The sequence below is a fragment of the Calothrix rhizosoleniae SC01 genome (assembly GCF_900185595.1).
GTDB lineage: Bacteria > Cyanobacteriota > Cyanobacteriia > Cyanobacteriales > Nostocaceae > Calothrix_A > Calothrix_A rhizosoleniae.
This window is the reverse complement of sequence record NZ_FYBH01000362.1, coordinates 1-13,130: the sequence shown is the minus strand read 5'-3', so window position 1 is coordinate 13,130 and position 13,130 is coordinate 1. Positions and strand designations below refer to the sequence as shown.

Genomic DNA, 13,130 nt, shown 5'->3' with positions numbered 1-13,130 from the left:
AATGTAAAAATAGCAGAAGACAAACAAATCACAGAACGTTTTTCTAAAGCGATCGAGCAACTTGGAAGTGAGAAAATTGAAGTTAGGCTGGGAGCTATTTATACCCTAGAAAGAATAGCCAAAGATTCTCCAAAAGACCATTGGACAATCATGGAAATTCTCACAGCTTTTGTGCGTCATAATGATGCTGTGGAAGAAGAGGACAACCTTTCTGGGGCAAATCTTTTTGGAGCCAATCTTTCTGGAGCCAACCTTAAGAATACTAAAGGCTTAACTCCAGAACAAGTTAAATCTGCCATAAATTATCAGAATGCGGAATATGATGAAGATTTCCGTGCCCAACTAGACTTACCATCACAATAGTAATAATGCCTGAGAATATAATACCATTTTGAAAAAACAATGGGACAGATGGGTAGGGAACATCCACAATATTTCAATATATAAAAGTATCTTACTGGTGCCGTGCCCTTACGAATAATTTATATGTTACAAACATTATTTGACTTGGTATAAGTTTTCATATCATGTCGGACTGATTACTTATGATATTCACCCAAACTCTTTCTCCCCCTGCTCCCTTGCAGCCCTAATGATAAGTATTTAACCGGATATGATATCACCCCTTAACTTAACCCTATTCTCTTATCTCTTTCCTTCTTCTTTTCCAAATACTGTTGATGTTCCTCTGACGCTAACCAATAACTAGAAGCCGGTTTAATGTCTGTAACAATATCTCGGTCAAACTTACCAGATAATTGTAACTGCTGCCGAGAATGCCTAGCTAATCCTTCCTGCTCTCGACTGTGATAAAAAATAACAGAGCGATACTGCTCCCCCCTATCTGCACCTTGGCGATTTAAACTTGTGGGGTCATGAATATCCCAAAATACAGCCAATAACTGATCATAACCAACCACAGAAGAGTCATATTCTACCTGCGCTACCTCAGCATGTCCTGTAATTCTCGCCACAACATCTAGATGACAAGGATTTTCAAAATCCCCTCCCATATATCCAACTGAAGTAGCGACAACACCTTTTACTTGACGAAAAGCCGCCTCTACTCCCCAGAAACAACCACCTCCAAATGTTGCTTTTTCCATAAAATAAAATGCAAAAAGAGGTCACTTTCAGACCTCCTCACAACTCCCAAAATAATTTTCTGTCTATAGAAATTACTTTAAACCAGTATTAGTACCTTGCTTACCAGTCGCTAACTGTACATTTACAATTTTGCCACCCATTTTCTGAATCCGTTGTTGCTCACGGAACCAATTCTCATAGGGTACTAGCTTAGTAAAATATGTATTTTGTAGCTCACGCTGGGTGCGAATCCGACTTTGGCTAGGAACGCAAGCAGTAATTTTAAACATCCGCATTGTATTAAATTTCCTCCCTATTGGCTATGAAAACTATTTATCTCAAAATGAACGTAAGTTTTAAAACTAATTATTCCCAGGCTGGAAATCAAGCATAAATACTAGAAAGCTAACACTTAACACTATATATATGAAGTAAGCGACAAACCATCCTAGCACTCATAATTGACTTCCAGTCCCCTGAAATGTGAAATGAAGTTGCACTTGGATAATGAAGTGCAAACTAAATATTAGCTTAAGCCAGAGCAGGTATAATCGAAATAAACACCCATTTCTTTACCAGCATCGGGACCTACCAAGCTAGCTGTTACTTCTTTCATCGCTTGAATTGCTTGTACGGTAGCAGCAACGGGAACACCTAAGGAGTTGTAGGTTTCCTTTAAGCCATTAAGTACACGCTCATCCAAAATGGAAGGATCGCCAGCTAACATAGCGTAAGTAGCATAACGAAGATAGTAATCTAAGTCACGAATACAAGCAGCGTAGCGACGAGTGGTGTACATGTTACCACCAGGACGGGTGATATCAGAATACAAAAGGGATTTAGCTACAGCTTCTTTTACAATCCCAGCAGCATTTGCACTGATGGTGGTAGCTGCACGCACTCGCAACTCACCAGTTGCAAAGTAGCCTTTGAGCTTTTCCATTGCGCCGCCATCCAAGTACTTACCTTGAACGTCTGCGGAATTAATAACAGCGGTAATTGCGTCTTGCATGTTGTTATTTCCTTATTTCCAACTTTATTGCAATTTTTGTATGTCAGTAGGTTTATAGAATATTCACCCTATGACATTGCACCAATAACGTAGTCAAAGTAAGCAGCAGCTTCACCAGCGTCTTCTCCAGACATCATGCTACTAGCTACATTCTTCATTTCAACAACGCCTTGGGCAACAGCATCAATGGAAGTACCCAGAGACTTGTACATTTCTCTTACACCAACGATGCCAATTTCTTCGATGGGAGTAACATCACCAGAAACAACCCCATAGGTAACCAAGCGCAGATAATAATCTAGGTCACGCAGACAGGTCGCTGTCATTTCTTCACCGTAAGCGTTACCACCAGGGGAAACAACATCAGGACGCTTTTGGAACAGCTGATCTCCAGCTTGCTTAATAATTCGCTCCCGGTTATCAGTTAAGGCTTGAGCAATCCGTAGACGACTCTCACCACCTGTAACAAAGCTCTTAATTCTATCTAGTTCGCCGGGGCTGAGATAGCGGGCTTCCGCATCAGCATTCACGATGGACTTCGTGACGATACTCATGAATGGATTCCTCCAACAATTAATGAAACCAGAATATAATTGCGCTGGTTGCGACTTTAAAACAGCTCTATTACGAGCTTTTCATTTTTTGTCCTAAAACACAACAATATACATGAAGTAATCGTTGTGTCTAGTACAATTCCGAGATTGCTTGGGTAAATACAAGTACACAAGCATTTTCACTCAGTGCCTTCCGCAAATATTTTCGTTCATTCTGTTGAGCATATATGAGTCTTCTTAATACTTTGTAATATTTTTGTTCATCTTTCTTACTGTTTCCCTGGCTGATCAGCAGTATTAAGCAAGATTAATGGGACTTGCAGCCTCAGCAAAAATTACAGAGTACAAAGTATTGATTGTAACTTTGTACTCTGTATATTGATAGTTGATTAATGGATCGCTTTGTGGACTGTGCCCCAATTAACGACCTATTGTTCAGGAAGGTTTACGGTTGTAGGGAACTATATTTTCACCAAAGAACTGTCTGTACTCTGGAGAATACATTATCTCTTCTACAGCCTCTGTAAAGCCTCCATTTTGCAGTAATTGATTATACTGCTGTATCTCTTCTGGATTTGCTGATGTTCTTCCCAGTAAGTGGCGGAACAAAAATTCCACAACTTTGCTTTGGGGATAGGAAGTTAGGAATCGCTGACGGTAAATTTCCGATTGAACTAAAGCTGCAACAAACTGACGAACGGAAATTTCCTGGTTGTGTAACTTGGTTTCTAATTCTGGGAGTCGCATTTGCTGAGGAACATCATTGCTCCACAAATCTAAGATTTGTGAGTAGATGGCATTAATAGCAATGGCTACATCTCCAGATTGACTATTTGGAGTTACACGATAAATCCGGGCATTTTGACGCTTATTGTGACCTAGATTTGCTGGGGAATAGGAGGTAATGGAGCGTCCTAACTGGGTGTGCAAAGGTTCTTGTTGTGGGGATTTTGTCGCCATATCTGCGATCGCTTTTCCGGTGAGGGGCATTTTCGATGCGTCCATCCGAGGCTTGATCACATCAAAGCTAGGTACCACCACATCTTTATTCTGTTTGGTTAATTGGTTATACAGCTTTTGAGTGTTGGGGAAGTTTGCCGCAGGTAAGGTGAGGAATCGGTTGTAAGGGACTGTATCTTCACCAAATGCCTCTATATATTCAGCACTATTAACCATAGCGTTAATAAAGGTGCGAATACCTTGAGTTGCCAGTATTTGGTTGTACTTGCGAATTTCTGCCTGATCTAAGGGAGCCCGTCCCAGGAAGTGCTTGGTTCCTAATTCAATTACCTTAGTGTTGGGATAAGGGGTATAAAACTCTTTCAAGTACAGGCTAGAGTAACCCAAACCTTCAATAAATTCCTTAACGGTAATTTCTCTGTTACTAAGTTTACTTTCCAAAGATGTGAATTCTTTAGAAGAAGTAACATAGGGAGCAATATCACGTTCAAAAATCTGGCGATAGGCAGCACTAATCAGGTTGTCAACAGCTACCTTATCATTAATTCCAGCAATTAACTTAAAGACTTTTGTTTGTTCACGTTGCTTGGAAACACCTTGATTAACTAGGTATTGAGCAACTGGTTCTATCCGCATTTCTGTGGGTGTACCCAATTCCACAAACCTTGGTGTTTCTTGTTTCTGAACGGCGGGTGTCAAATCTTCACGAATGGTACCAACACGCAATTGTCGCTTTGCTACACCAGATGCAGTCAGGTAACGTTCGTAAGGGACAGTGTCTTCTCCAAATGCCTCTGCGTATTCCTCGCTGTCAATAATGGCATCTACTAAGGCGTAGAAGCCCTTCTTAGCACAAATATCGAAATATTCGTTAGTTTCTTGCCTTCCGTAGGTAGGACGACCTAATAGGCGACGATGAATGTACTCAACAGCCTTCATTACATACAGGCTAGTCCAATATGTTTTCCGGAAGGGATCTGATTTGGCTAAAGCACGGATAAATTCCCGTACAGTAATATCACCATTTTCTAGCTTATTTTCTGCTACGGTCTGACGTTGACCTAAATATACATCCCTACCAAAGACTTGCAAGTAAGCTGCTTTAATAACTGCTTGGGTGGAACTTTCTGAGAATTTAATACTTGTCCCAGCTGTAGACTTTTTCCCCCTAGTTCCAGGTAGCTGATCTAAACGAAAAACTTTAGCTCCCAGGGTTCCAGGAAATTCTCCCTTGGCTTTAGGATTGCTGTTTTGATTATTAATTCCCGGACCTCTGTGAATTAATAAACGCTTGGTATCCTTACCAAAGAAGGCTGGACTGGTACTGGGGTTGCGAGTTTCTTTCGGGAAAATTGCCCCAAATTGAATCTCCAGGGGATCATTACCAGAACCGTAAGGATGTTGGTCTGGTAAGGGGCGATTGTAAGCCGCAAAGGTGGTAATGAATTGGGGTATTTTGCGGAAGGGAGCACTGTAGTTTAACAGGTCTTGCTGTGGTCCCCAATTGCGGCATTCTTGAGCTTCTTGACCCAAACCTCGCAGGTAAGGAACTGTTTCTTCCCCAAAATAATCTGAATATTCTTGAGAATCTACTAAGGCATCAATTAAGGCTGGAAGACCACCATTAGTCACAATAGAGAAGTATTTTTGTACTTCCTCCCGTGAACTGGGACCCCTACCTAAAATATGGCGGAAAGCTAATTCTAGAGCCCGACTATTAATAAATGGTTCATAAAACTGTTTGCGGTAAAGGGGGGATTTAGCCAAGCGGCGAATAAACTCTTTCATAGAGATGTCGCCGTTCTTAACCTGGGATTCAAAGTTAGATATCCCTAAACCGTAAGCACGGGTAATGTCGCGTTCAAAGATTTGCCGGTATGCTGCTTTGATGACATCATTTTTCTCAGTCGCAGACAATCCCGTCTTCATGACGAATTTCTGTCGTCGCTCTGAAGCATTAAAATAAATTTGAGGCAGCTCTAAACCCTGTTGGTCAACGGAAGAACGTTGTCTGAGTTTATTAGAAGGTGTGGGTGCTTTGAATTCTGTAATCAAAACATCCATGTACTGGGTAACAATGGCTGCCGCTTCTGCATCTTGGCGCACGTAAGAAATTGCAGCTGCTTTAATTTCCTGGAGAGCTACAATAGTTGCTTCTGTGGAACAAGCATTTTCAATAATTTCTTTTAATCCTCTAGTATTCACAGAGAGAATACTCGGATCACCTGCGACGATCGCATAGGTAGCATAACGTAAGAACCAAGATAAGTCCCTGAGGCTTTTCGCCATATTGCTCGGACCATAACGGGATACGTTAATTGGTCGGAAACCAATCGGTGTGGGGCCACCAGCAGAGGCACTAAATATAGAACTTAAGTTACCGAGAAATCCACCACGGGATTCTACATAAGTTACAGTTCCTAATTCTCTGGCTGTTGGCACACCTTCAACAACACCAGCAGTAGCCATAGCCATTTCTGGTTCTGGTTCCCTAGGTCTTTCCAAAAAAGACATGGGAGATCCACCCGTAAAAATTCGGTTAGCAGCACGGGAAACAATAATCTCGGAGTTTTCTGTCAGCACCTGAGCTATTTCTAAACGCTTGGCACCAGATGCAAAATAGGTTGATAATTCTTGCAGTTCGCCATTACCCAAAAAGCGGTCTTGTTGCTCCGCTTGGGCAATTTTTGACACAGCTAAGGTTTGATATAGTTGCGGACGTGCAACCGAGCTTCCACCACTCGCCTTAAGAGTCATTGGATTTCTAAAACTCCCATCATATGCTTTACTGTTTTAAGTTTGGGTCACTTCCGGCTTGACAATTTTTAGTTATCATGCATATGAGTGACACCTTGAAGAAAGTTGAAAAAAACTAACCCAGTCAGCTTTTAGATTAGAACGTTTTGAGGTGACTCTGGGTATTTATTAAGAAGTATGTAGAAAAATTGGTGAAAAGTTGGGTATTTAGCCATTATTTTGAGGGAATGATGCGATCGCTTACCTAAAAATAAAATTAAGTTTTATGTCGTTAGGTAACAAAAAGCCAAAATTTAAGATTTTAATTCTCTCACTCATTATCCCATCATCCTATCACTCCCATTGCCCCGATCATAGATCTATCCTTTACCCGTAAGTCTTGTAGGGTGGGAAGTGTGGAAAGATATTCGTATTCGCCCGCGAGAGAAATCAAATGGCGAAATTGCGTTATTAACTTTTAGCCACCTCGTAACTATGTCTTAACGTCCCTATCTTCTCCCTCTTTTTCCCTATCCAATAAGGGTTTCAGGAGTTTTGGGTAAAACATAGGATAATAAATAAGGAATGGATATTGAAATAGAGAACATGGATAACAGACTAGCACTAATTTACCTTGGCCTTTTAGTTGCCTTATTAGGGTTTACTGTGATTGGAGTTTTTCGCCAAATTTTCAAAACCCGCAGACAGGAAAAGTCTTTTTCTAAGTTACGCAACAAATTAACCAAAGAGAAGGGCACTGTGCAGGAATATTACGAGCTAGCCAGTATTTACTCAGAGAAGAAACTCTACTCTCAAGCAGTAGTACTTTTTCAGAAAGCCATTAAAGCAGCTGACGAAGAAGAGGAAGAAAACATTTTTTTGATTTACAACGGCTTGGGTTATACCTACTTTGCTCAAGAACAGTATGACTTAGCAATTCGTCAATACAAAGAAGCCATCAAAATTAAACCTGATTATGTTGCGGCATTAAATAATTTAGCTCATGCCTACGAAAAGAAAAAATTGACATCTCAAGCATTAGAAATGTACGAACAAACATTAAAGTATGATCAGAAAAATGCGATCGCGAAACGTCGTGCAGAATCATTAAGACGTTTAGTATCTGCATAATTTAATAATTTATCCATGAACAGAATTTGACCGAAAAAGAAAAGAATACAAGCCCCCAAATTTATTTGTAGAAACATTAGAAATAATTGTGCCGCGATGCATAAGCACAAGGCTCAATTATTTCTTTCTTCATGCAGTCGCTCATGGGGGAGACCAACGCCAGTCGTCTGCGACGGGAAACCCCTACGGGTTGCGCCACTTGACGGCAGTTGCTTTATGCCGGGGAACCCGTCCACCGCAATGGCTTACCGTCTACAACGCTGGCTCCCCAAGACCTCGCTGCATCGTTATTTCAAGCTTATACATGAATGTAGGGGTTTCTCCCTTGCTCACTGCTCCCTGCTCCCTTACTCCCCTGCTTTTTCTTGACGATTATTAGCTGGGTGCGTCATGTTAATTGCATCATGCATTCTCATATTTTATTGGTTGTTTTTAATCAAAATTTATCAACACAACAATTTCTTATTATCCTTTTAACCTTTACTGAATAAACAATTAACCCTGGACTGATACTCTTTAATTCTAAAAGTTATAAATGCAACATTTAATGCTTGCGTAACAACATCCTCTGAATTTATACAAAATATCACTTTTGAGAGAGTGTTTAGGGATGTCTGTCTCGCAACAGCATGTGTGCATTTATCCAGACAAAGGAGTGAATAATATCAATGTCTAAAATATCAATGTCTAATATATCTCGTCGCCAGTTTATTACTCTTGCATCGGCAGCAGCAGCAGGTACTGCTATGGCTCCAATGGGTTTATTGCAGGTACGCAGAGCAATTGCTAATGATAAATGCTTTCCCGCTAGCTTTACCGTGGATGGGTTTGGAACTCTCAGCGAACTTTTGCCACTAAATACATCAGAGTTGGGGGATGTACCAGGCAAAGGAGATCTACGCAATACTCCTCTGCTTAGACTACCAAAAGGTTTTCAATACACTGCCATTGGGATTCGGGGTGTTCCCATGAGTGATGGGGTATTGACACCTGGTGACCATGATGGGATGGCGGCTTTCCCTGGCAGTTATGGCAATACCATTTTAGTTCGTAACCACGAACTCAGCATTGACGAGGATGAAGCTGGTAACACAGCAGGTTGCTTGGCACCTAATGGTAATCAGTATGATCCTTTCACCGGCAATAACAATCCCTCTGGATTTGGTGGTGGTGGCACATCTACCATAATTGTTGATCGCTATGGCAACAAGGTTAAAGACTATGTTTCCCTCGGAGGTACAATTCGTAACTGTGCTGGTGGTCCAACTCCTTGGGGTTCTTGGATTAGCTGTGAAGAGAATGTATCTACACCCGCAACCGATGGTCGTAATACCAAGAAACATGGCTACAACTTTGAAGTTCCTTCAGAACTTGGTGAAGCTGTGGATCCAATTCCCCTGGTTGAGATGGGTCGTATGAACCATGAAGCTGTCTCCGTTGGTCGAGATGGTATTGTGTATGAAACCGAAGACCGGGGCGACAGTATTTACTACAAGTACGTACCCAAAATCCGAGGAAGAGCCAGAAAATTTGGGGATTTACAAGAAGGTGGTGACTTGTATGCGATGGTCATCGACAAGGACCAAAAATCTAATTGTAACGGAGCCTCATTACCTATTAACGAGTTGCAGGGAACAAAAGTTGTCGATACACGGGGGCTCGGTCGTGGAGATAAGGTAGGCAGTATGTTACCCTTCCTTGGTCAGTCTCTCAAAGTTAGCTGGGTGAAGCTCGAAGATGTTGATCCAGAAGAAGATACCTTACGTTTCGAGGCACAGAGTAAGGGCGCTGCTGTCTTCTGGCGTGGGGAAGGTGCTTGGTATCATCGGGGTAAACACTACTGGGTATGTAGTGGTGCTGGTGATGCTGCTGAAGGTCAAGTCTGGTGTTATGACCCAGATTCTGAGACAGTTACCATGATTGTAGAATCAACTGATGAGAATTTATTAGATGGTCCAGATAACATGACTGTAGCTTTTGATGGTACCATCTATCTGTGTGAAGATGGCACTGGTGGTAATCAAGGTGACGCAAACTTCAGCCAATATATTGTGGGTGTTGATGAAGAGGGTGGCTTGTTTCAGTTCGCTCACAACATCATTCCAGATGACACTAGTGAATTTGGCGGTGCTTGCTTCTCACCAGATGGCAGGTATATGTATGTTAACTCCCAAGGTATTGGCATCACCTACTGCATCTGGCGTGAAGATGGTCGTCTGATTACTCCGAGAACATACTTAAAAGACAGACGGAGAGGTTTCTTCAAGAGGAGATGGAATCGCTAGTTTTGCTTATTTAATCTCTTTAACAGTTATTTGTGATCACTACCACCACTCAGATATCAATTAGCAGAGATAGAGTTGGGGTGTGATATTTCTCAACAAAATCGCTGTATGAGTTTACTGAAGGAGTGATTAACTCGCTACGCAAGAAGGAAGAAGGAGGAGGTAACTTGTAAATCCTAAAACACTTATGGCTTCCCCTTCCTCCTACTAGTCTATCCCATTAGTTATGGTGGCTAATTTTATAGTCATATTTATATGACTCTTACCATTAGACTGGGACTATAAATCCCAGGCGGGTATGATAGAAAATTTGTCATATTCTATGGGACAGACCACTACTTCAGTCGGTTAACGAAATCTTCATCCTTTAATAACCTAGTCAAAGTATATTCATAATCTATGTAGATTATGTTCATTGTCAGATAATGCATCTCTATCTTCGGTTTTCTGTACTAGCGATCGCTCTCATCTAGAGATAGTGTCTATCGATCAGGGTTTTAATCATAAGTTTAACTTTGCTGCATTCAAAAAATAGACGTTGCTGATTTGAGGTATGAAATGGAAATGAGAACAGGAATTTTGATTACAGAAGGTTTCTGTTTCATTGCAGCAGTATTTTCTATGAAGACATGGATGACACCGATAATTTTTTTGGATGCCAATCTCAAGGAAAATTTACTCAATAGTTTAACTAAATTTAATCATGAATAGTAGAAGCAACCACACATTATCTCGTTATGCACTGTTATTTGGGTCTGTATTTGCTTGTATATTAACAGTGAATTTTATCTCACTGAGAGCAAATGCTAGAGTAGATAAATGCCAATCAGAAAATCTGCAATTTAATGATAAGTGTATTGTACAGAAAGATATTAATCGACCTTCAGATTCAAAAAATACAAACAACTACATAGCTCAACAGTTAAAATCTAGTCAAAATAAAGGTAGGTACAGGAGTAAAAGATATGATCGGAGAAATTCTGACTTTTCTTTTGCCTTAGTTGGTGACTTACCATATGCAACTGCTGATAGTGAAGATTTACCAGTTAATAAATTTGATAACGTCATTAGAGAAATTAATAGTGATAAAGAAATCCGCTTTACAGTCCATGTTGGAGACATAAAAAGTGGTGGTAAGACTTGTAGTGATGAGCGAATTAAATCAAGATATAATCAACTACAAACACTTCGCCAAGCATTAATATATACTCCTGGTGATAACGAATGGACAGATTGTCATCGGGAAAGTAACGGTAAATATAATCCCATTGAACGCCTAGATTTTATTAGGGAAATATTTTTTAGTCGCCCAGGTGTAACTTTAGGTAAAAGACCCTTTAGAGTAGAAACTCAAAGTTCTAATGCTGATTTTAAAAAGTATGTAGAAAATATCATTTTTGAACGTCAAGAAATTATATTTTCTACAATTCATGTCGTAGGTAGTAATAATAATTTAGCTCCCTGGAGTGGCATTGATAGTAATGATTCATTTGAAAATCCGAGAAAAGATCGGAAAGAAGAATATAATCAACGTTTGGCAGCTGCTCTAAATTGGTTAGATAAAACATTTGATCGTGCAGAAGAAACCGATGCCAAAGGTGTGTTTATCATAATTCATGCAAATCCACGTTTTAACTTAGACTCTAAGGAAGATGGTCGTGCTGGATTTAATGATTTTCTAGAAAAATTACAAGAACGTACCTTAAATTACAAAAAGCCTGTGATTCTAGCTCATGGCGACTTTCATGAATATTTGGTAGATAAGCCATTGACTAACTTACCGAATTTTACCCGCATTCAGACTTTTGGTAGTTCTCAAGTTCATTGGATCAAAGTTAATGTCGATCCAAAATCCGGACATGTATTTTCTTTTATCCAAAAAATTGTCCCAGAAAATGTAGATACTGGTTCCTAGATAAATATCTAAATATCTCATCCTCAATCATAATTGCTTCACAAATTATTAGATTTTGTGGAGTTTATTTTTTGACAGAACTTAAATCGCTAATTGTTGACGCTGCTCAGATTGAAATTTAACATAGGCTAAGTAATATTTATCTTAACTTATTCAAATAACTTACGGATTAATACTTAGGTTGTTAACACATTTAAATGGAAAAACCCTTTCAGATTGCCATTTCTAACGGACTCATGGCACCTGTTATTCAAGTTTGCTCTAGGTGGGGAAACTGGTGATGAGGAAGCAAAGAATTTAGTTGCTTCTGGGCTAGTGCAAGCAATTGACTTGAAGGAGAGTTTTGATAGCCTGACTCGATTGATTAAACAGATGCTTTCTACTCAAAAGTAAATCTTCTGGGAACTTATTTAAAAACTAAAAGGAGTTTGATATGTCTATTAAAGTCAAACTAGAACACTTTAGTAATTTTTTACAATCACCAACTTTACTAACAACAGGAAGTTAATTGTTCTTCAGTGGTAATTCTTGAATAAACAGGAGTAGCAGTTAATGACAAAATTGTTGATACCTTCATCTCTTACGGACGAACTGATAGTAAAGAATTTGCGACTACACTTCAGCTATTAAGTATAATAAACGAATTATTCCCTTATGACATGTTGAGCAAATCAATCAGGAAACTTGGCAACAAAGAAACCAAAATGGAATAGAGCAAGAGTGGGAAGAATATAAAAATCAAGAAAAACATAGCTATTTTCAGAATATGCACCCGACCATTGGTAAAATTAACTGGGTGTATTTTCGAGAAGGGATTGATAATTTTCACCAGTCTTTGACAGGATTAATTACATTATTAAAAAATAATCCTGATTATGTCGAAAAACATACCAGATTTTTAGTTAAAGCCTTAGAGTGGGAGAGGAATCAAAAGCAAACAAGATATTTATTAACTGGGGAAGAAAAACAACAAGCAGAAGCTTGGTTAAAAATACGCTTTCAAGATGAACAAGCACCTTGCTCTCCCACTGATTTACATTGCGAATACATCACTGAAAGTATCAAGAATAGCAATAATTTGATGACTCAGGTGTTTTTATCCTATGCTGATGAGGATAGGACAATGATGGAGAAGATTCGCTGCAGTTTGAGGCGAGAAACTATTACTGTTTGGACGAACACCACAGATATTCAAACTGGGGAAGCATTTTTATCAGCAATTAGCCGAGGAATTAAAGCCTGTGATAACTTTCTATTTATTCTCTCACCACGCTCGGTAAATTCCCCTTACTGTAAGGATGAGGTGGAGTATGCAACTTCTTTGAATAAACGCTTTGTCACCCTTCTGCATCGACAGGTAGACACCAATGATTTGCACCCAGAGCTAGCAAAGATGCAATGGATTGATTTTAATGGGAATGAAAGGGATTTCAATTGCTTTACTGGAAGCT

The 13,130-nt window shown here is 39.7% G+C and carries 12 protein-coding genes; 7 read left to right on the top strand and 5 right to left on the bottom strand.

The genetic code is table 11. The features are described 5' to 3' along the window. A partial coding sequence (locus tag CALSC_RS28085) for a pentapeptide repeat-containing protein (protein ID WP_143288339.1) occupies nt 1-363 on the top strand: 363 nt, incomplete at its 5' end. A gap of 263 nt (nt 364-626) precedes the next feature. Here the strand turns inward: CALSC_RS28085 and msrA are convergent. The 5 genes from msrA to CALSC_RS22200 form a co-directional block, all read right to left on the bottom strand. Further along, on the bottom strand, nt 627-1,106 hold the full coding sequence (msrA, locus tag CALSC_RS22220; protein WP_088243432.1) for a peptide-methionine (S)-S-oxide reductase MsrA: 480 nt from the start codon (nt 1,104-1,106) through the stop codon (nt 627-629). A gap of 72 nt (nt 1,107-1,178) precedes the next feature. Beyond that, nucleotides 1,179-1,382, bottom strand: a complete 204-nt coding sequence (locus CALSC_RS22215) for a phycobilisome linker polypeptide (RefSeq protein WP_088243431.1) — start codon at nt 1,380-1,382, stop codon at nt 1,179-1,181. Nucleotides 1,383-1,612: 230 nt separating this feature from the next. After that, nucleotides 1,613-2,098, bottom strand: coding sequence for an allophycocyanin subunit beta (gene apcB / locus CALSC_RS22210; protein ID WP_088243430.1), 486 nt, complete (start codon nt 2,096-2,098; stop codon nt 1,613-1,615). A gap of 68 nt (nt 2,099-2,166) precedes the next feature. After that, nucleotides 2,167-2,652 (bottom strand): allophycocyanin subunit alpha, encoded by a 486-nt coding sequence (apcA, locus tag CALSC_RS22205; RefSeq protein ID WP_088243429.1) that lies wholly within the window; start codon nt 2,650-2,652, stop codon nt 2,167-2,169. 435 nt (nt 2,653-3,087) lie between these two features. Next, entirely contained in the window at nt 3,088-6,369 is a 3,282-nt protein-coding gene (locus tag CALSC_RS22200) for a phycobilisome rod-core linker polypeptide (protein ID WP_088243428.1), read from the bottom strand. Between the two features lie 585 nt (nt 6,370-6,954). On the opposite strand from CALSC_RS22200, the gene CALSC_RS22195 reads away from it, so the two are divergent. From CALSC_RS22195 to CALSC_RS22180, 6 genes are all read left to right on the top strand, one after another. After that, entirely contained in the window at nt 6,955-7,479 is a 525-nt protein-coding gene (locus CALSC_RS22195; RefSeq protein ID WP_088243433.1) for a tetratricopeptide repeat protein, read from the top strand. Nucleotides 7,480-8,147: 668 nt separating this feature from the next. Continuing rightward, a complete protein-coding gene (locus CALSC_RS22190) occupies nt 8,148-9,764 on the top strand; it encodes an alkaline phosphatase PhoX (protein ID WP_235006894.1) in 1,617 nt (538 codons plus the stop codon). A 558-nt stretch (nt 9,765-10,322) separates the two neighbouring features. After that, nucleotides 10,323-10,475 carry a hypothetical protein gene (locus CALSC_RS26700; RefSeq protein WP_159460669.1) on the top strand — a complete coding sequence of 51 codons (153 nt, stop codon included), beginning with the start codon at nt 10,323-10,325 and terminating at the stop codon, nt 10,473-10,475. Beyond that, nucleotides 10,468-11,679: a hypothetical protein gene (locus CALSC_RS22185; protein WP_088243426.1), complete on the top strand. Its 1,212-nt coding sequence runs from the start codon at nt 10,468-10,470 to the stop codon at nt 11,677-11,679. Before CALSC_RS26700 ends, CALSC_RS22185 begins: the two co-directional genes overlap by 8 nt. Before the next feature lie 216 nt (nt 11,680-11,895). After that, on the top strand, nt 11,896-12,072 hold the full coding sequence (locus CALSC_RS26695) for a hypothetical protein (protein WP_159460668.1): 177 nt from the start codon (nt 11,896-11,898) through the stop codon (nt 12,070-12,072). 373 nt (nt 12,073-12,445) lie between these two features. Beyond that, on the top strand, nt 12,446-13,130 hold a 685-nt coding region (locus tag CALSC_RS22180; RefSeq protein ID WP_235006893.1), incomplete at its 3' end, for a toll/interleukin-1 receptor domain-containing protein.